Source organism: Cellulomonas humilata (assembly GCF_013359775.1).
Taxonomy (GTDB): Bacteria; Actinomycetota; Actinomycetes; order Actinomycetales; family Cellulomonadaceae; genus Cellulomonas; species Cellulomonas humilata.
The window spans coordinates 33,073-52,259 of sequence record NZ_JABMCI010000062.1 but is presented as its reverse complement, the minus strand read 5'-3'; the positions used below and the strand labels follow the sequence as shown (position 1 = coordinate 52,259).

Sequence of the window (19,187 nt, the reverse complement as noted above, 5' to 3'; positions counted from 1 at the left end):
CAGAGGGAGCCCACCGTCGCCGACAGGACCGGCAGGGGCTCCGGGGTGGTCCGGAGAGATCCGGGGAGGGAGCCAACGCGATGGCCGGAGCGCTGCGCAAGACGATGCTGTACCTCGGCCTGGCCGACGACCGGTCGGAGCACGAGGAGTACCTCGAGGAGTTCGACGACCAGGAGGTCGCGGTGCCGCAGGAGTACGAGGCCCAGGTCACGCCGTTGCACCGGCCGACGCGCACGTCGCTGCCCACGCAGGCGACGCAGCACGCCCCCGCACCCGCCGGTGAGCTCCGTCGCATCACGACGATCCACCCGCGCTCGTACAACGACGCGCGCAAGATCGGCGAGGCGTTCCGCGAGGGCACCCCGGTCATCATGAACCTCACGGACATGGACGACGCCGACGCCAAGCGTCTCGTCGACTTCTCCGCAGGTCTGATCTTCGGGCTGCACGGCGCGATCGAGCGGGTGACCAGCAAGGTCTTCCTGCTCTCGCCGGCGCACGTCGAGGTCGCCGGGGAGGCTGCCGGCCCGGTCGCCGAGCCGCCGACGCGCGCGGGCTTCTACAACCAGAGCTGACGCGTGCAACTCGTCGCCGCACTGCTGTTCTACGTCGTCCTCGCGTTCTTCCTGCTGCTCCTGATCCGGCTGGTGCTGGACTGGGTGCAGTTCTTCGCCCGGGACTGGCACCCCTCGGGGATCGCCCTGGTGATCGCGGAGGCGACGTACACGGTCACCGATCCTCCGCTCAAGGCGTTGCGGCGGATCCTGCCGCCGCTCACCATCGGATCCGTGCGCCTGGACCTCGCGTTCCTGGTCCTCGTGCTGGGCTGCTCGATCCTCATGTCCATCCTCGGCCGCATCTGACCGCACGCTCCACCTGTCCATGGGCGTGTCGCGGGGACGTGCGCGCACCGCATTCTCCGATACCGTGGCCCGAGGCGGTCGGTGGACTGCCGCCGGCCCGACCGAGCACTACCGACTGAGGTGATGACGATGGCTCTGCTGACTGCAGACGAGGTCTTGAACAAGAAGTTCCAGGCCACGAAGTTCCGCGAGGGCTACGACCAGGACGAGGTCGACGACTTCCTGGACGAGGTCGTCAACACGCTGCGCGACCTGCAGGGTGAGAACGACGACCTGAAGACGAAGCTGGCGGCGGCCGAGCGCCGGATCGCCGAGCTGAGCCGTGCCGGGTCGCAGCAGGCCGCGCCGGCGCCCAAGCCGGAGCCGACGCCCGAACCGGTCGTGGCACCCGCCCCGGTGATCGCGGCTCCCGTTGCGCAGCCCGCGCCGATCGTCGCGCCGGTCCAGAGCGGACCGCGCACGAGCGAGCCGGAGTCCGCCACGGGGATGCTCGCCCTGGCACAGAAGCTGCACGACGACTACGTGCGCAGCGGCCAGGAGGAGTCCGACCGTCTCGTGGGTGAGGCCAAGAGCCAGGCCAACCGCATCGTGCGTGAGGCCGAGGAGACGTCGCAGCGCACGCTCGGTCAGCTCGAGCAGGAGCGTTCGCTCCTGGAGCGCAAGATCGACGAGCTGCGCGTGTTCGAGCGGGACTACCGCACACGACTGAAGAGCTACCTCGAGAACCTGCTCGGCGACCTCGACAACCGGGGCAATGCGTTGCCCCCGCGGTCGGGTCAGCCGCAGCCGGTCGGAGACGGCCAGAACCTCTGACGACGTCCGGCGACCACCCGCCGGACACCCGCATCACCACAGGTCGGGTATGTCGTACACGCACGCCACGCCGGGTTTCACCCGGCGTGGCGTGTTGTGTCCCTGCCTGTGCCCGCATACAGTCGCGTGACTTCGAGGACAGGGGGGCCCGCTCGTGGCCATCAACGATGCGCTCAGCGCGGTTGACGTCAGCACGGACACCAAGGAACTGGCCAAGCTGGTCAAGCACTTCCCGGTACGTGACGGCGAGAAGCCGTGGACCGCGCGTGAGGTCAAGGACGTCGCGGAAGAGCTCACCAGCGACATCGACCGGCTGACGAGCGAGCTGGCGGCCGCGGACGCCGAGCTGTCGGACCTGCTGCGCAACTCGGGCGACGGGGCGGGCGACGACCAGGCCGACTCGGGCTCGTCCGCGCTGGAGCGCGAGCAGGAGCTCACGCTCGTGAACAACACGCGGGACCTGCTCGCGCAGACCACCCGCTCCCTGGCGCGCATCGCGGCGGGCACGTTCGCCACGTGCGAGTCCTGCGGCAAGGCCGTCGGCAAGGCGCGGCTCCAGGCGTTCCCCCGGGCCACGCTGTGCGTCGAGTGCAAGCAGCGCGAAGAGCGTCGCTGACGCGCACGTAGACTCCTGCGGTGCCCACCACGACGGACGACCAGCCCGACGCGCCCTCGACCAGTCCGCGGCGACGCGCTCTGCTGATCACCCTCGTCTCGATCTCGGGTGCTGTCCTGGTCCTCGACCAGCTGTCGAAGGCGTGGGCGCTGGCCTCGCTGGTCGAGGGCGAGCGTCGGGAGCTGGTGGGGAACCTGCTCGGCCTCCAGCTGGTGTTCAACTCGGGCGCGGCGCTGTCGATCGCGACCGGGATGACCTGGGTGCTCACCATCGTGGCGACGGTGGTCGTCGTGATCGTGGTGCGCGCGAGCCGACGGATCGGGTCCCGCGCCTGGGCGGTCGCGCTGGGTCTGCTGCTGGGCGGTGCGCTCGGCAACCTGGTCGACCGGCTGGTCCGCGATCCGGGGTTCGCCCAGGGTGAGGTGGTCGACTTCATCGCCTACGCCGACTGGTTCGTCGGCAACGTCGCGGACATCGCGATCGTCGTGGCCGCCGTGCTGGTGGTGATCCTCGCCGCGCTGGGCATCCACATCGACGGCACACGCGACTCGCGGGAGACCCTCGACGCGGACGCGGACGCGGACGACGAGACTGCGACCACCACGAGCACGACCGAGCAGAATGCCTGACACGCGCGCGATGCCGGTGCCCGACGGGCTCGTCGGGGAGCGGGTGGATGCGGCGCTGGCCCGGCTGCTCGGGCTCTCGCGCACCCGCGCGGCCGAGATCGCCGAGGCCGGCGGCGTGCTCCTGGACGGCAAGGAGCTGGGCAAGTCCGACCGGCTGTCCGCGGGCGGCTGGCTCGAGGTCGCGATCCCGGACGTGGTGCCGGCCTCCACCATCGAGGTCGTCGCCGAGCCCGTGCCCGGCATGCGGATCGTCTATGACGACGACGACCTGGTGGTCATCGACAAGCCTGTCGGCGTCGCCGCGCACCCGTCGCCCGGCTGGACCGGCCCGACCGTCGTCGGCGCCCTGGTGGCCGTCGGGTACCGGATCTCAACGTCCGGAGCGGCCGAGCGGCAGGGGATCGTGCACCGGCTCGACGCCGGCACGTCCGGGCTGATGGTCGTCGCCAAGAGCGAGCACGCCTACACGGTGCTCAAGCGGGCGTTCAAGGACCGCACGGTCGAGAAGGTCTACCACGCGCTCGTGCAGGGTCACCCGGAGCCGACCACCGGCACCATCGACGCCCCGATCGGCCGCCACCCCAGCTCCGACTGGAAGTTCGCCGTGGTGGCGGACGGCAAGCCGTCGATCACGCACTACGAGGTGCTCGAGATGCTGCCCGCCGCGTCGCTGGTGGAGATCCACCTGGAGACCGGGCGGACGCACCAGATCCGCGTGCACTTCTCGGCCACCCGGCACCCGTGCGTCGGCGACCTCACGTACGGTGCGGACCCGTCGCTGGCTGCACGCGTGGGCCTGACGCGGCAGTGGCTGCACGCCATGCGGCTCGGGTTCCACCACCCGACCTCGGGCGAGTGGCTGGAGCTGTCCAGCGAGTACCCCGAGGACCTCGCCCGCTCGCTGGCCGTCCTGCAGGACGGGTACGCGTGATCTCGGTCGTCCCCGTGCAGACGCCCGAGCAGCGCGCCGCGATGACGGCGATCCGCATGGCCGTGTTCGTGCAGGAGCAGGACGTGGCGGCGGAGCGCGAGATGGACGCGCTCGACGACGACCGCGGCACCCTGCACGTCCTCGCCGTGGACGACGACGGCACGGCCCTGGGCACCGCCCGGCTGCTGCCGCCGCACCACGAGGGTGAGCCTGCACACGTCGGGCGGGTCGCGGTGAGCGCCGCAGCCCGCGGCCGGGGGGTGGGGGCCCAGCTCATGACGGTGCTCGAGGCCGAGGCGCTGGAGCGGTTCGGCGTCGTCGAGGACGGGGTCCGGACGGTGTCCGTCGAGCTCAGCGCGCAGGAGCAGGCGCTCGGGTTCTACGCCCGGCTCGGCTACGTCGCGCGGCCCGAGCGGTACCTGGACGAGGCCATCTGGCACCGCGACGCGGTGAAGGTCGTGACGGCTCCGGCGTAGGCGCGTCGCGACACGCCGTGCGGCCGCCGACACGGCTCGGTGGCGGCTCAGGAGTGTGGGTGGCTCGACGTAGGATCGCCCGCATGGCATCAGCTGGGGGCTCCGACTTCGTCCACCTCCACGTGCACACCGAGTACTCGATGCTCGACGGCGCGGCGCGCCTGGACGACCTGTTCACGGAGGCGACCCGCCTCGGTCAGACCTCGATGGCCATCACGGACCACGGCTACCTGTTCGGGGCGTTCGACTTCTGGCAGAAGGCCAAGAACCACGGGATCAAGCCGATCATCGGCGTCGAGGCCTACGTCACCCCGGGCACCAGCCGGTTCGACCAGAACCGGGTGCGCTGGGGCGAGGCGCACCAGGCGTCCGACGACGTCTCCGCCCGCGGCGCGTACACGCACATGACGCTGCTGGCCAAGTCGACCAAGGGCATGCACAACCTGTTCCGGATGTCGTCCCTGGCGTCGCTCGAGGGCCAGATGGGCAAGTGGCCACGCATGGACCGCGAGCTGCTGACCACGTACAGCGACGGCCTGATCGCCACCACGGGCTGCCCGTCGGGCGAGGTGCAGGTGCGTCTCCGCCTGGGCCAGTTCGACGAGGCCGTGCGCGCTGCGGGCGAGCTCCAGGACATCTTCGGGCGCGACAGCTTCTACGTCGAGCTGATGGACCACGGGCTCGAGATCGAGAACCGGGTGATCAAGGACCTGCGCCGGCTGGCGGAGGTAATCGGGGCGCCCGTCGTCGCGACGAACGACCTGCACTACACCAAGCACGAGGACAGCCACGCGCACGAGGTGCTGCTGTGCGTCCAGTCCGGCTCGACGCTGGCCGACCCCGACCGGTTCAAGTTCGACACCGACCAGTTCTACGTGAAGTCGGCCGAGGAGATGCGGCGCACGTGGTCGGAGATCCCCGAGGCGTGCGACAACACCGTGCTCATCGCGGAGCAGTGCGAGGTGGAGTTCAACACCGACGCCAACTTCATGCCCAACTTCCCCGTCCCGGTCGGGGAGAGCGAGGACTCCTGGTTCATCAAGGAGGTCGAGACCGGCCTGCAGAAGCGGTACCACGGGACGATCCCGTCGGACGTCCGCACGCAGGCCGAGTACGAGACCGGCGTCATCACCCAGCTCGGGTTCTCCGGGTACTTCCTGGTGGTCGCCGACTTCATCAACTGGGCCAAGGACCAGGGCATCCGCGTCGGTCCGGGACGAGGGTCGGCGGCCGGCTCGATGGCGTCGTACGCGATGGGGATCACGGAGCTCGACCCGCTGGAGCACGGCCTGATCTTCGAGCGGTTCCTCAACCCGGAGCGCGTCTCCTGGCCCGACGTCGACGTCGACTTCGACGAGCGTCGGCGCGGCGAGGTCATCCGGTACGTGACGGACAAGTACGGCGAGGACAGGGTCGCCCAGATCGTCACGTACGGCACCATCAAGGCCAAGCAGGCCCTCAAGGACGCGTCGCGCGTCCTCGGGTTCCCGTTCGCGATGGGGGAGAAGCTCACCAAGGCGATGCCGCCCGCGGTGATGGGCAAGGACATCACCCTGTCCGGCATCTACAACCCGCAGGACTCCCGGTACGCGGAGGCCGACGAGTTCCGCCAGGTGGTGCAGGCCGACCCCGAGGCGCAGCGGGTGCTGGAGACGGCGCGCGGGCTGGAGAACCTCAAGCGCCAGTGGGGTGTGCACGCGGCCGGCGTCATCATGTCGAGCGAGCCCCTGGTGGACATCGTCCCGATCATGCGACGCCCGCAGGACGGCGCGATCATCACGCAGTTCGACCAGCCGGGGTCCGAGGCCCTGGGCCTGATCAAGATGGACTTCCTCGGCCTGCGCAACCTCACGATCCTCGACGACGCCCTCGAGAACATCGAGATGAACGGCAAGGCCGCCATCAAGATCGAGGAGGTGCCGCTCGACGACCCGGCGACGTACGAGCTGCTCGGTCGCGGAGACACGCTGGGGGTGTTCCAGCTCGACGGCGGGCCGATGCGGTCTCTGCTGCGCCAGATGCGCCCCGACAGCTTCGAGGACATCTCCGCCGTCATCGCGCTGTACCGCCCGGGCCCGATGGGGATGCAGTCCCACATCAACTACGCGCTGCGCAAGAACGGCCTGCAGAAGGTCGAGCCCATCCACCCCGAGCTCGAGGCGCCGCTCGAGGAGATCGTGGGCATCACCCACGGGCTGATCGTCTACCAGGAGCAGGTGCAGCGCGCCGCGCAGAAGCTGGCCGGCTACACGCTCGGTCAGGCCGACCTGCTGCGGCGCGCGATGGGCAAGAAGAAGAAAGAGGTCCTGGACAAGGAGTTCGTGCCGTTCCAGGCCGGCATGCGCGAGCGCGGCTACTCGGACGCCGCCATCACGGCCGTCTGGGACGTGCTGGTGCCCTTCGCCGGGTACGCGTTCAACAAGGCGCACTCCGCCGCGTACGGCGTCATCTCCTACTGGACCGCCTACCTCAAGGCCAACTACCCGACCGAGTACATGGCCGGGCTGCTCACCAGCGTGCGCGACGACAAGGACAAGTCCGCGCTCTACCTGGGCGAGTGCCGGCACATGGGCATCACGGTGCTCGCGCCGGACGTGAACTCGTCCTCCGCCAACTTCACGGCGGTCGGCAAGGACATCCGGTTCGGCCTGACCGCGATCCGCAACGTCGGCGCCAACGTGGTGGACGCGATCGTGCGGGCGCGGGAGGCGAAGGGCGCGTTCACGTCCTTCACCGACTTCCTCGACAAGGTGCCCGCGGTGGTCTGCAACAAGCGGACCATCGAGTCGCTCATCAAGGCCGGGGCGTTCGACTCGCTCGGGCACGCGCGACGCGCGCTGCTGCTGGTGCACGAGCAGGCGGTCGACTCGGTCATCGGCGTGAAGCGCAAGGAGGCCGAGGGGCAGTTCGACCTGTTCGCTGACCTGATGGGCGGGGACGACGGGGCGCAGGGCTTCGCGGTCGTCGTGCCGGACCTGCCGGACTGGGACAAGAAGCAGCGGCTGGCGTTCGAGCGGGAGATGCTCGGCCTGTACGTGTCGGACCACCCGCTGTCGGGACTCGAGCACGTGCTCGCCGCCGCGGCGGACGTGTCGATCGCGACGCTGTTGCAGGACGAGCAGCGGCCGGACGGCTCCACGGTCGTCGTCGCCGGCCTCATCACGTCGCTCCAGCGCAAGATGTCGAAGCAGGGCAACCCGTGGGCCGCGGTCACCATCGAGGACATGGAGGCCTCGGTCGAGATCATGTTCTTCGGCGAGACCTACCTGGCGTACTCCACGGCCCTGGCCGAGGACGCGGTCGTCGTGATCCGCGGACGGGTGCGACGCCGCGACGAGACCATGCAGCTCCAGGCCATGGAGGTGTCGCTGCCCGACGTGTCGCAGGCGGCCGACGCCCCCGTGGTGGTCTCGATGGCGGTCTCCCGGTGCACGCCACCGGTGGTCGAGCGGCTCCGCGAGGTGCTCGCCACCCACCCGGGCGTCACCGAGGTGCACCTGCGACTCACCAGCCCCGGTCGTGCCACCGTCATGCGGCTCGACCACGGGCTGCGCGTGGAGCGGTCGCCCTCCCTGTTCGGGGACCTCAAGGCGCTGCTCGGGCCTAGCTGCCTGGCGTCCTGACCAGCCACGCGAGCACCTGCGACGCGTGGCGGTCGGGCGGGAACACCGGGTAGAAGACCTTCTCGACGATCCCGTCACGCACGACCATCGTGAGCCGGCGCAGGAGCGTCCGGCCGTCGACGTCGAAGGTGGGCAACCGGAGCGCTCCCGTCAGGGCGAACGCGTCGTCGCTGAGCATCGCGAACGGCAGGTGGAGCCGCTCGACGGCCTCGCGCTGGTAGTCCGGGTCCTGCGTCGACAGGCCGAACACGGCCGACGCGCCGGCCGCGAGCAGGTCGGCGTGGTGGTCGCGGAACGCGCACGCCTCCGCGGTGCAGCCGCGGGCGCCGGGGATGGCGTCCCAGTCGTCGGGCAGCTGCGCGTGCGGTCCGCCGGTCAGCGGGTACGCGTACAGGATCGTGCGCCCGGGACCGAGCCGGTCGAGGTCGATCGCGGATCCGTCGGTGGCGGTCAGGGCGATCGCCGGCATCTCGGCCCCGACGAGATGGTCCGCCGCGCCGTCGTCCAGGGGCACCGGCAGGTCGTCGGGAAGGCGGGTCAGGTCGATCACCCCGTGAGCCTACCTATATGCTCCTTGCGTTATATAACCCTGCGTGGAAATATGTGCGCTGTGCAGGTCATGGACGTGTTGGGGGATCCCGTGCGACGACGGCTCGTCGAGCTCCTCGCCGACGGTGAGCGCAGCGCGGGGCAGCTGGCGACGGCCGTCGGTGCCGAGTTCGGCATCAGCCAGCCGGCGGCGTCGCGGCACCTGCGGGTGCTGCGCGAGGCCGGGGTCGTCGACTCGGAGCCGCGTGGTGCGGTCCGGCTCTACTCGGTGCGGCCGGAGGCGCTCGACGAGGTCGAGCGCTGGGCGCACCGGGTCCGGCGGTTCTGGGACGGGCACCTGGATGCACTGGAGACCGAGATCGCCCGCGGGCGGAGGAGACGAGATGACGACTGACGTGTGGGGAGTGCTCCGGCCGTCCGCGACCGGGACGACGGTCCGTTTCGAGCGGCGCTACCCGACGACGCCCGAGGAACTCTGGTCCAGCGTGACCGAGCCTGAGCGGCTCGCCCGCTGGCTCGGGCCGGTCTACGGCGACCTCCGGGTGGGCGGCCGGTACGAGCTGCGGATGGGCGAGGACGTCGACGGCTCGCCGGAGAACGCGGCCGGGGAGGTCCTCGAGTGCGACCCGCCCCGCCGCCTGCTCGTCGGCTGGCTGTTCCCCGGGGAGGACGAGTCGCGCGTGGCGCTCGACATCCGTCCGGACGGCGACGGCGCGGTCCTGGTGCTCGAGCACCTGGACCTGTCCGAGTCCGCGGCGCGTGGCTACGGCGGCGGCTGGCACGCGTCGCTCGACCAGCTGGACGATCACGCGGCGGGCCGCCCGGTCCGGCCCTGGCAGGAGCTGTTCGACGCCGCGCTGCCGCGCTACCAGCAGGCGTGAGACCCGGTCAGCCGACCGTGGCCTCCTTGTAGCCGGTCGGCAGGTCCACCTCGACCACGTCGCCGCGCACCAGCTGGCGGCCGCGCCGCGTCTCGTCCTCGCCGTTCACGGTCACGGCGCCGTCCTCCAGCAGGGCGCGGGCGTGCGCGCCGGAGTCGGCGAGGTCCGCGAGCTTGAGGAACTGGCCGAGCCGGATCGAGTCGTCGGAGATGGGCACCTGGGTCATGGCAGCAGTCTGCCGTGCTGCGCGCCCGTGTGGCGCAGCGCACGCCCGCCCAGTGGTCCTGGCCAGGCCACGGGCAGTGGTCCGTCCTATGCTCGGGAACGTGATCACCCGGATCGACCTGCGCGGTCGCACCCTGTCGCGCCGTGAGCTCCTGGAGGAGCTTCCCCGTGCCGAGGTCGACGTCGAGCACGCCGCCGCGGTCGTCGCGCCCATCCTCGCCGACGTCCGCAAGCGGGGGGCGGCCGAGCTGCGAGACCTCGCCGAGCGGTTCGACGGCGTGCGCCCGGTGCACCTGCGCGTCCCGGTCGAGACGATCGCCGCCTCGGTCGGGGTGCTCGATCCCGACGTGCGGGCGGCGCTCGAGGAGACCATCCGGCGCGTCCGCCAGGTGCACGGCGCCCAGCGGCCCGCCGACTTCACGGTCGAGCTGGCGCCCGGCGCCCAGGTGCGCCAGCGCTGGGTCCCCGTCCGGCGCGTGGGGCTGTACGTGCCCGGTGGGCTCGCTGTCTACCCGTCGTCGGTGGTGATGAACGTCGTCGCCGCGCAGGCCGCCGGGGTGGTCTCGCTCGCCGTGGCGTCGCCGCCGCAGAAGGACCAGGGCGGCCTGCCCGACCCGGTCGTGCTGGCCACGTGCGCCCTGCTGGACATCGACGAGGTGTACGCCGTGGGCGGCGCCCAGGCGGTCGCGATGTTCGCCTACGGCGCGGCAGGCTCCGACGACGTGGACGGCGAGACGCTCTGCGAGCCCGTCGACGTCGTGACCGGACCCGGCAACGTGTACGTCGCCGCGGCCAAGCGGCTGGTGCGGGGGATCGTCGGCATCGACGCCGAGGCCGGCCCCACCGAGATCGCGATCCTGGCCGACGGGACCGCCGACGCCACGCACGTCGCCGCCGACCTGGTCTCGCAGGCCGAGCACGACCCGCTCGCTGCGGCCGTGCTGGTGACCCCGTCGGTGGAGCTCGCCGGTGCGGTGGAGGCCAAGCTGATCGACCGGGTGGACGCCACGCAGCACCGCGAGCGCGTGATGACCGCGCTGCGCGGCGAGCAGTCGGCGATCGTGCTGGTCGACGACCTGGAGCAGGGCCTCGAGGTGGTCAACGCGTACGGCGCCGAGCACCTGGAGATCCAGACGGTCGGCGCGGCCGCGCTCGCGGAGCGGGTGACCAGCGCGGGCGCCATCTTCGTCGGTGCGTACTCCCCGGTCTCGCTCGGCGACTACATGGCCGGCTCCAACCACGTGCTTCCCACCGGGGGCTGCGCGCACTTCGCCAGCGGCCTCGGCGTGCACTCGTTCCTGCGGGCCGTGCAGGTGATCGAGTACGACGCCGACTCGCTCGCCGCGGTGGCGGACAAGATCGTTGCGCTCGCGGACGCCGAAGGCCTCCCCGCGCACGGCGAGGCGGTGCGCGCCCGATTCTGACCGTGACCACCGCACACGTGCGTGCCCGCCACCCCAGCCCCCGTCGAGAGGACAGCCTGTGACAGGCAACGCGACGTTCCGCCACCGCGATGTCGCGCTCCTTGCCGTGGTCGGCATCGAGGCGCCGGTCGTGGTGCCCTCGACAGTGTTCGACGAGCGCCTCGCGCCCACGCTGGAGCGGCTGCGCCTGCCGCGTGGCCTGCTCTCGCGCGTTGCCGGCGTGCACGAGCGCCGCTGGTGGGACGGCGAGATGACCTTCGACGACGCCGCGACGGCCGCGGGTGCCAAGGCGCTGGCCGAGGCCGGGATCGACGCGGGCGACGTGGGCCTGCTCATCAACACCTCGGTGACCCGGACGTTCCTGGAGCCGTCGGTCGCGTCGCGCATCCACTCGGGGCTCGCGCTGCCGTCGAGCGCGCTCAACTTCGACCTGACCAACGCGTGCCTCGGCTTCGTCAACGGCATGACGCTCGCGGCACAGCTGATCGACTCGGGTCAGGTCCGCTACGCGGTCATCGTCAACGGCGAGGACCCGCGCCCCACGCAGGAGGCGACCCTCGCGCGGATGACCTCGCCCGAGACCACCCGGGAGTCGTTCCTGGAGGAGTTCGCCACGCTCACGCTCGGTGCGGGCGCCGCCGCGGCTGTGCTCGGTCCCGCGCACCTGCACCCCGGGGCGCACCGGCTGGTCGGCGGCGTGGCGCGGTCGGCCACGCAGCACCACGAGCTCTGCGTCGGGGGCGTCGACGGGATGAGGACGGACCCGAGCGGCCTGCTGGCGGGGGGCCTGGAGCTGGTCGTCGACGCGTGGAACGAGGCGCAGCCCGAGTGGGGCTGGGCGGACGTCGACCGCATCGTCACCCACCAGGTCTCCTCGGTGCACACCCGGTCGATCGTCGAGGCGCTCGGGCTGGATGCGGCCAAGGTGCCGACGACCTTCCCGCGCTGGGGCAACGTCGGCCCGGCCGCGCTGCCCATGACGCTGGCCGAGCAGGGCGACTCGCTGCGCACGGGGGACCGCGTGCTGTGCATGGGGGTCGGCTCCGGTCTGCACACCGCGATGGCCGAGATCGTCTGGTGACCGCCGCGTCGACGCCGCCCGCGGACGTCCTCGCGGCCGGGGGCATCGACCCGCGCTGGTCGCGGGTGGTCCGCGTGGGCGGCCGGTCCTGGCACCTGCTCGACAACGGGCCGACGCTCGACGCCGAGCCGGTCGGCACGCTGCTGTGCGTGCACGGCAACCCGACGTGGTCGTTCCTGTGGCGGCGCCTGGTCGCGGCCGGTGCGCGCACCGAGCGGCCGTGGCGGGTGATCGCCGTCGACCAGCTCGAGATGGGGTTCTCCGAGCGCACGGGCGAGCAGCACCGGCTGGCCGACCGGGTGGCGGAGCTCGGGGCGCTGACCGACGAGCTGAGCCTGGCCGGGCCGGTGGTGACCGTGGGGCACGACTGGGGCGGCGTCGTCAGCCTCGGCTGGGCGCTCGACCACCCGGACCTCCTCGCCGGGATCGTGCTCACCAACACGGCCGTGCACCAGAGCGCCGACGAGCCGTTGCCCACCGCGCTGCGGGTGGCCACCGCGCCCGGCGTCCTGCCGGTCGGCACCGTCACCACACCGGCGTTCCTGGAGGCCACGCTCGCGCTGGCACACCCCCGGCTGGACGCGGCTGTCGCCGACGCCTACCGCGCGCCCTACCGGACCGCGGAGCGCCGGGCGGGGATCGGCGGGTTCGTCACCGACATCCCGGCCGGACCGGACCACCCCAGCCGGCCGGAGCTGGACCGGATCGCCGAGGGCGTGAGCCGTCTCGACGTGCCTGCGCTGCTGCTCTGGGGTCCTCGCGACCCGGTGTTCTCGGCGCGGTACCTGCGGGACCTGCGCACCCGGCTCCCGCACGCGGACGTGCACCGCTTCGAGGGTGCCGGCCACCTGGTCGTCGAGGACGCGGACGTCGCCGGCGCGGTGCTGCGCTGGCTGGACGCGCGTGACACCCCCGCGCGGGCGGTCGAGGCGCACGAGCCGTTCCGCGCGCTCGGCGCCACGCTGGTCGAGCGGGCCGAGGACGAGGGCACGGCGCTCATCGAGCTGGCCGGGCCGCGGTCGCGCCGGGTGACCTGGGCAGCGCTCGCTGCCCGGACCGAGCAGCTGGCCCGGGGCCTCGCCGCGAGCGGCGTCCGACCGGGCGACCGGGTCGCGCTGCTGGTCCCGCCCGGCGCCGACCTCACGGCCGTGCTCTACGCGTGCCTGCGCCTGGGGGCCGTCGTCGTGGTCGCCGACGCAGGGCTCGGGGTGCAGGGCCTGACGCGGGCGGTGCGCGCCGCGGAACCGACCGTCGTGATCGGGATCGAGCGTGCGCTCGTGGCGGCCCGGTGGCTGCGCTGGGCGCCGACGCTCGTCAGCGCGGGGCCGCTGCGGGCGGGGGTCGCGACGGCGCTGGGGGTGAGCGCGTCCCTCGACGAGCTCGCCGCCCTCGGACGGGAGTCGACCGACGACCTCCCGTGGCCCGACGCCGACGCGGACGCCGCGATCCTGTTCACCTCCGGCTCCACCGGACCGGCGAAGGGCGTCGCCTACACGCACCGCCGCCTCGCCGCGATGCGCGACGTCGTGGCCCGCACGTACGGGGTCGGCCCGGACAGCCCGCTCGTCGCGGCGTTCGCGCCGTTCGTCCTGCTCGGACCCGCGCTCGGCGCGACGAGCGCGAGCCCGGACATGGACGTCACGGCGCCGGGGACGCTCACGGCCAGGGCGCTCGCCGTGGCGGTGCGCGCGGTCGATGCCTCGGTGGTGTTCGCGTCGCCCGCCGCGCTGCGGTCCGTGGTGCGCACGGCGGACGGGTCGGAGCTCGCCGCCCTGGCCGGGGTCCGGCTGTTCCTGTCGGCCGGCGCGCCGGTCGGCGTCCCCCTGCTCGAGGCGGCGGCCGCGCTCCTGCCCGCCGCCGAGGTCCACACGCCCTACGGCATGACGGAGGCGCTCGTCGTCGCCGACGTGACCCTCGACGAGCTCCGCACGGCCGGCAGCGGCGACGGGGTGTGCGTCGGCAGGCCGGTGCCCGGGGTCCGGGTGACGGTCAGCGCCCTGGACGCCGACGGCGAGGCCACGGGCGCTCCCGAGCAGGCTGTCGGGGTGACCGGCGAGGTGCTGGTCAGCGCGGCGCACGTCAAGGAGCGGTACGACGGGCTCTGGCTCACGCAGCAGGAGTCCGCGCGGGACGCGGGGTGGCACCGCACGGGGGACGTGGGCCACCTGGACGGCGACGGTCGGCTGTGGATAGAGGGCCGGCTCGCGCACGTGCTCGTCACCGCCGACGGCGTCCGCACCCCGGTCGGGCTCGAGCAAAGGGCGCAGAGCGTCGCCGGGGTGGTGTCCGCGGCGGTCGTCGGCGTCGGGCCCCGCGGGGCGCAGCAGGTGGTCGTCGTGCTCCAGCCCGAGGTCTACTCGCACGGACCGGTCGTTGCTGAGCCGGACCTGGCCGCCGCGGTGCGGGCCGCGCTCGCCGGCACGGACGTCGCCGCCGTGCTCGTCGTGGAGCACCTGCCGACGGACGTCCGGCACAACTCGAAGATCGACCGGTCCCGCGTGGCGGCCTGGGCCGAGCGCGTGCTCTCGGGGGAGCGGGCGCGGCTGTGACGCGCGTGCTGGTCACCGGCGCGAGCGGGATGCTCGGTCGGGCCGTGGCGGAGCGTCTGGTGGCGGACGGTCACGACGTGCGCACCCTCCAGCGCAGCGGGTCCGGTGTGGTCGGCGCACGGGACGTCGCGGGGTCGGTCACGGACCCGGACGCGGTGCGTGCCGCCGTCCGCGACCGCGAGGCGGTCGTCCACCTGGCGGCCAAGGTGGGGATCACCGGCCGCCCGGAACAGTTCGAGGACGTCAACGTCGAGGGCACCCGCCTGCTGCTGGCGGAGGCTGGGGCGGCCGGCGTCGGACGGTTCGTGCACGTCTCGTCGCCGTCCGTGGCCCACCTCGGCCGGTCGCTCGCCGGTGCGGGTGCCGCGCCGGCCGATCCCGCGCACGCCCGCGGCCCGTACGCGCGGACCAAAGCCGCCGCGGAGCTGCTCGCACTCGCGGCGGACGTCCCCGGCGGGCTGCGCGTGATCGCCGTCCGTCCGCACGTGGTGTGGGGGCCGGGGGACACCCAGCTGGTGGGTCGCGTGGTCGACCGCGCGCGGGCGGGCCGGCTGCCGGTGCTCGGCCACGGAGCGGCGCTCATCGACACCACGTACGTGGACAACGCGGTCGACGCGCTCGTGGCCGGGCTGGAGGCCGACGCGAGGGCGTACGGCGAGGCGTACGTCGTCACCAACGGTGAGCCGCGCCCGGTGGTGGAGCTGATGGCGGGGATCTGCGCCGCGGCGGGCGTCCCGATGCCCCGACGGCACGTCCCGGCGGCGCTGGCACGCGGCGCGGGGTCCGTGCTCGACGCCGCGTGGCGCACGTTCCCGCTGCCCGGTGAGCCGCCGCTGACCCGCTTCGTCGCCGAGCAGCTGTCCACCGCGCACTGGTTCGACCAGCGCCGCACGCGCGAGGCGCTCGGCTGGACGCCCCGCGTGAGCCTCGACGAGGGCCTGGCGCGCCTGGCGGCGTGGACCGCGCGGCAGGCGTCGGCGGCCGCTCCCTAGACTCGGCACGTGACTGCTGATCTCGCCCGCGGGCGTCTTCCCCTGCGGCCCGACCTCGTCGGCCTCGAGCCCTACGGCGCCCCCCAGCTGGACGTGCCGCACCTGCTCAACGTCAACGAGAACCCGTACGCGCCGTCGCCCGAGGTGGTGGCGGACATCGCCGCAGCCGTCGCGGACGCGGCGGCGGGGTTGAACCGCTACCCCGACCGGGACTTCGAGGCGCTCCGAGCGGACCTCGCCGCCTACCTGCACGTGGAGTCCGGCGTCGCGCTGGCCACCGAGCAGGTCTGGGCGGCCAACGGGTCGAACGAGATCATGCTGCACGTCCTCCAGGCCTTCGGTGGGCCGGGGCGCACGGTGCTGTCGTTCGCGCCGACCTACTCGATGTACCCCGAGTACGCCCGGGACACGTTCACGGGGTGGGTCGCGGGCCGCCGCGAGGCCGACTTCGGGCTCGACGCCGACGTGGCGCGCACCGCGATCGCCGAGCACGCCCCGTCCGTCGTGCTGCTGGCCAGCCCCAACAACCCCACGGGGACCGCGCTGCCGGCCGAGACGGTGCTCGCGGTGCTGGATGCCGCAGCCGCGGTGCCGGGCGGCTGCGTCGTCGTGGTCGACGAGGCCTACGGCGAGTTCCGCCGCGCGGGCACGCCGTCCGCGCTGGAGCTGCTGGCCGACCACCCGCACCTCGCCGTGAGCCGGACCATGTCCAAGGCGTTCGGCCTGGCCGGCGCGCGAGTCGGCTACCTCGCCGCGGCGCCCGCCCTCGTCGACGCCCTGCGCGTGGTGCGCCTGCCGTACCACCTCTCGGCGGTGACGCAGGCGGTGGCCCGGGCCGCCCTCCGGCACGCGCCGGCGCTGATGGCCCAGGTGGGGTCGCTGCGCGACGAGCGCGACGCCCTGGTGGTGTGGCTGCGCGAGCGCGGGCTGACCGTGGCGGAGTCCGACGCGAACTTCGTCCTGTTCGGCCTGTTCGACGACCGGCACGCGATCTGGCAGGGTCTGCTCGACCGTGGGGTCCTGATCCGTGAGGTCGGGCCCGACGGGTGGCTGCGGGTGTCGGTCGGCACCCCGCAGGACATGGTGGCGTTCCAGGACGCATTGAGTGAGGTGGCAGGACTGTGAGTGTTCCGGAGGGCGCGAAGCGCCCGCAGGTTCACGAGCGCGAAGGCGCAGTGAGCCCCAAGAGCGGTGGCCGTACCGCGCGCATCGAGCGCGCCACGAGCGAGTCGAGCGTGCTGGTCGAGCTCGACCTGGACGGCACCGGCCGCACCGACATCTCGACCACCGTGCCGTTCTACGACCACATGCTCACCGCGCTGGGCAAGCACTCGCTCATCGACCTCACCGTGAAGGCCACCGGCGACACGCACATCGACGCGCACCACACGGTCGAGGACGTCGCCATCACCATCGGCGAGGCGCTGCGCGAGGCCCTGGGGGACAAGCGGGGCATCTCGCGGTTCGGCGACGCCACGGTGCCGCTCGACGAGGCGCTCGCGCAGGCCGTCGTCGACGTCTCCGGCCGGCCTTACCTGGTGCACACCGGCGAGCCCCCCGGGCAGGAGTACCACCTGATCGGCGGCCACTTCACGGGGTCGCTCACCCGGCACGTGCTGGAGTCGATCGCGCACCACGCCGCGTTCAGCATCCACGTCCGCGTGCTCGCGGGCCGCGACCCGCACCACATCGTCGAGGCGCAGTTCAAGGCATTGGCGCGTGCCCTGCGGTTCGCCGTGGCGCTCGATCCCCGCGTGGAGGGCATCCCGTCGACGAAGGGTGCGCTGTGACGGACCTGCCCGACGACTTCGAGGTGCCCGACGACCTCTCCGGCCTGCTCGACGGCGCGTCCGAAGACCCGTCGGTCGTGCTGGTGATCACCCAGGTCGCCGCACCGGCCCCGCTGGCGGCCGCGTGCGCGATCGCCAAGGTCGAGGTCGACGTCGTGCCGACCCCCATCGGCGCGATCGCGTCCCTGCGTGACCCGAAGGCCGCCTCGGACGGCGCCGCGGCGATCTCGAAGCTGCTCCGGACCATCCCCGTGATCCTGCTGGAGCGCCGCGAGGGGCAGATCACCGCGTCGCGCTGGACGGCGGGCGAGCGGGGCGACGACCTGCCTGCCGGTCTCGTGCTCTCGGACGCGCCGCCGGTGCTGGAGGACCTGCTGCTCGGGTCGGTGCAGGCCGGCGACGTGGAGGGCATGGTCACCAGCGTCGGCATGTCCCGGTGGCAGGCGATGCGCACGATCGCCCGGCGCGGCCAGGTGTAGCGGTACAGACGGAATCGCTTAGCCGGTCGCGGGCGGCACGTGCGGGTGGTCGACTGACCGGCATGAACCGCCGAAGCCGCACCGTCGCGCTCGTCGCCCTGCTCTGTTCCCTGCTCGGGATGTCGGGGGTCGCCGCCGCGCAGGTCGCCTCGGCCGCACCCGTCCTGTGCGACCAGTGGGGCAGCGCGCCCATCCAGGGCGGTCGCTACACCGTGATGAACAACCGGTGGGGCACCAGCGCCACGCAGTGCATCGACGTCTCGTCGACCGGCTTCACCGTCACCCAGGCGGACGGCTCGGCGGCCACCAACGGCGCCCCCAAGTCCTACCCGGCGGCCTACTACGGCTGCCACTACTCCAGCTGCACCACCAACGGGAACATCCTGAGCCCGAACGGCCTGCAGGCGTCCGACCCGCGGTTCGCCACAGTCTCGACCAGCGTGAGCATGACGTACCCGAGCAGCGGGACGTACGACGCCGCCTACGACATCTGGTTCCACAGGTCCCGGCCCACGACCACCACCCAGCAGAACGACGGCGCCGAGCTCATGGTCTGGCTCAACCACGCCGGACCCATCCAGCCGATCGGCTCGAAGATCGGCACCGCGACCATCGCCGGCGCGACGTGGGACGTGTGGTCGGGCAACAGCGGCTGGAACGTCATCTCCTACGTGCGTCAGCAGCCCAACGCGTCCGCCACGTTCCTGGTGAACGACTTCTGGAAGGACGTCGTCAGCCGCGGGCTGGGGTCGACCAGCTGGTACCTGACCAGCATCCAGGCGGGCTTCGAGCCGTGGGTGGGCGGCGCCGGTCTGACCCTGAACAGCTTCTCCGTCACGACGGACGGCACGCAGCCGACGCCGACGAGCACGCCGACGCCCACACCGACGCCGACTCCGACCCCGACGGCCACCCCGACCTCCGGACCCGCGGGTTGCACCGCGACGCTCGCGGTCACGGGATCGTGGCAGGGGGGCTTCCAGGGCGCGGTCACGGTCAAGAACACCGGCTCCGCGATGCTGAGCCGTTGGTCGGTCGGCTGGGCGTTCCCGTCGGGCCAGACGATCAACAACCTCTGGAACGGTGTGGCGTCGCAGAGCGGCTCGCAGGTGACGGTCGCGAACGCGCCGTACAACGGTCTGCTCGGCGCGGGCGCGTCGACGACGTTCGGGTTCGTGGGGAACGGGTCCGCGCCCGGGTCGCCCGCGCTCACCTGCACGGGTTCCTGATCCCAGCCGGACGGGCGCCGGTCGTCTCGCAGACCGG

20 protein-coding genes are annotated in these 19,187 nt (G+C 72.7%); 18 read left to right on the top strand and 2 right to left on the bottom strand.

Translation table 11 applies throughout. The annotated features are described in order from the left end of the window. Positions 1-80 precede the first annotated feature (80 nt). The 8 genes from HP550_RS09145 (at position 81) to dnaE (ending at position 7,951) form a co-directional block, all read left to right on the top strand. Positions 81-575: a cell division protein SepF gene (locus HP550_RS09145; RefSeq protein WP_175347382.1), complete on the top strand. Its 495-nt coding sequence runs from the start codon at positions 81-83 to the stop codon at positions 573-575. Between the two features lie 3 nt (positions 576-578). Next, complete coding sequence (locus tag HP550_RS09140) at positions 579-863, top strand: YggT family protein (RefSeq protein WP_175347381.1); 285 nt, start codon at positions 579-581, stop codon at positions 861-863. 129 nt (positions 864-992) lie between these two features. Then, positions 993-1,676, top strand: a complete 684-nt coding sequence (locus HP550_RS09135; RefSeq protein ID WP_175347380.1) for a DivIVA domain-containing protein — start codon at positions 993-995, stop codon at positions 1,674-1,676. 154 nt (positions 1,677-1,830) lie between these two features. Continuing rightward, the gene (locus HP550_RS09130) at positions 1,831-2,292 is read left to right on the top strand and encodes a TraR/DksA family transcriptional regulator (RefSeq protein WP_056093434.1); all 462 of its coding nucleotides are present in this window, start codon (positions 1,831-1,833) and stop codon (positions 2,290-2,292) included. Positions 2,293-2,312: 20 nt separating this feature from the next. Beyond that, positions 2,313-2,921, top strand: coding sequence for a signal peptidase II (locus HP550_RS09125; protein ID WP_175347379.1), 609 nt, complete (start codon positions 2,313-2,315; stop codon positions 2,919-2,921). Next, positions 2,914-3,852: an RluA family pseudouridine synthase gene (locus HP550_RS09120; RefSeq protein WP_175347378.1), complete on the top strand. Its 939-nt coding sequence runs from the start codon at positions 2,914-2,916 to the stop codon at positions 3,850-3,852. The genes HP550_RS09125 and HP550_RS09120 overlap by 8 nt, the downstream gene beginning before the upstream one ends. Then, positions 3,849-4,328, top strand: coding sequence for a GNAT family N-acetyltransferase (locus HP550_RS09115; RefSeq protein ID WP_343048078.1), 480 nt, complete (start codon positions 3,849-3,851; stop codon positions 4,326-4,328). The genes HP550_RS09120 and HP550_RS09115 overlap by 4 nt, the downstream gene beginning before the upstream one ends. A gap of 83 nt (positions 4,329-4,411) precedes the next feature. Then, positions 4,412-7,951: a DNA polymerase III subunit alpha gene (dnaE, locus tag HP550_RS09110; RefSeq protein ID WP_175347377.1), complete on the top strand. Its 3,540-nt coding sequence runs from the start codon at positions 4,412-4,414 to the stop codon at positions 7,949-7,951. Here dnaE and HP550_RS09105 read toward each other — a convergent pair. Continuing rightward, positions 7,932-8,501 (bottom strand): peroxiredoxin, encoded by a 570-nt coding sequence (locus tag HP550_RS09105; protein ID WP_343048077.1) that lies wholly within the window; start codon positions 8,499-8,501, stop codon positions 7,932-7,934. The two genes, dnaE and HP550_RS09105, sit on opposite strands and share 20 nt — an antisense overlap. A 51-nt stretch (positions 8,502-8,552) precedes the next feature. Here HP550_RS09105 and HP550_RS09100 point away from each other — a divergent pair, with 51 nt between their 5' ends. Further along, entirely contained in the window at positions 8,553-8,894 is a 342-nt protein-coding gene (locus HP550_RS09100; RefSeq protein WP_246280724.1) for an ArsR/SmtB family transcription factor, read from the top strand. Continuing rightward, positions 8,884-9,381, top strand: a complete 498-nt coding sequence (locus HP550_RS09095; protein ID WP_175347375.1) for an SRPBCC family protein — start codon at positions 8,884-8,886, stop codon at positions 9,379-9,381. The genes HP550_RS09100 and HP550_RS09095 overlap by 11 nt, the downstream gene beginning before the upstream one ends. Before the next feature lie 7 nt (positions 9,382-9,388). Here the strand turns inward: HP550_RS09095 and HP550_RS09090 are convergent, their stop codons facing one another. Beyond that, on the bottom strand, positions 9,389-9,607 hold the full coding sequence (locus HP550_RS09090; RefSeq protein WP_175347374.1) for an RNA-binding S4 domain-containing protein: 219 nt from the start codon (positions 9,605-9,607) through the stop codon (positions 9,389-9,391). 100 nt (positions 9,608-9,707) lie between these two features. Here HP550_RS09090 and hisD point away from each other — a divergent pair, with 100 nt between their 5' ends. The 8 genes from hisD (at position 9,708) to HP550_RS22275 (ending at position 19,150) form a co-directional block, all read left to right on the top strand. Further along, complete coding sequence (gene hisD / locus HP550_RS09085; RefSeq protein WP_175347373.1) at positions 9,708-11,030, top strand: histidinol dehydrogenase; 1,323 nt, start codon at positions 9,708-9,710, stop codon at positions 11,028-11,030. 58 nt (positions 11,031-11,088) lie between these two features. Then, positions 11,089-12,111 (top strand): 3-oxoacyl-ACP synthase III, encoded by a 1,023-nt coding sequence (locus HP550_RS09080; RefSeq protein ID WP_175347372.1) that lies wholly within the window; start codon positions 11,089-11,091, stop codon positions 12,109-12,111. Further along, the gene (locus tag HP550_RS09075; RefSeq protein WP_343048076.1) at positions 12,108-14,660 is read left to right on the top strand and encodes an alpha/beta fold hydrolase; all 2,553 of its coding nucleotides are present in this window, start codon (positions 12,108-12,110) and stop codon (positions 14,658-14,660) included. Before HP550_RS09080 ends, HP550_RS09075 begins: the two co-directional genes overlap by 4 nt. A gap of 29 nt (positions 14,661-14,689) precedes the next feature. Further along, positions 14,690-15,652: an NAD-dependent epimerase/dehydratase family protein gene (locus HP550_RS09070; RefSeq protein WP_175347519.1), complete on the top strand. Its 963-nt coding sequence runs from the start codon at positions 14,690-14,692 to the stop codon at positions 15,650-15,652. Positions 15,653-15,661: 9 nt separating this feature from the next. After that, positions 15,662-16,777, top strand: coding sequence for a histidinol-phosphate transaminase (locus HP550_RS09065; protein ID WP_175347371.1), 1,116 nt, complete (start codon positions 15,662-15,664; stop codon positions 16,775-16,777). A 50-nt stretch (positions 16,778-16,827) separates the two neighbouring features. Continuing rightward, positions 16,828-17,442 carry an imidazoleglycerol-phosphate dehydratase HisB gene (gene hisB / locus HP550_RS09060; protein WP_057212278.1) on the top strand — a complete coding sequence of 205 codons (615 nt, stop codon included), beginning with the start codon at positions 16,828-16,830 and terminating at the stop codon, positions 17,440-17,442. After that, entirely contained in the window at positions 17,439-17,921 is a 483-nt protein-coding gene (locus HP550_RS09055) for a hypothetical protein (RefSeq protein WP_175347370.1), read from the top strand. Before hisB ends, HP550_RS09055 begins: the two co-directional genes overlap by 4 nt. Positions 17,922-17,983: 62 nt before the next feature. After that, positions 17,984-19,150: a GH12 family glycosyl hydrolase domain-containing protein gene (locus HP550_RS22275; RefSeq protein ID WP_175347369.1), complete on the top strand. Its 1,167-nt coding sequence runs from the start codon at positions 17,984-17,986 to the stop codon at positions 19,148-19,150. Positions 19,151-19,187: the final 37 nt, after the last annotated feature.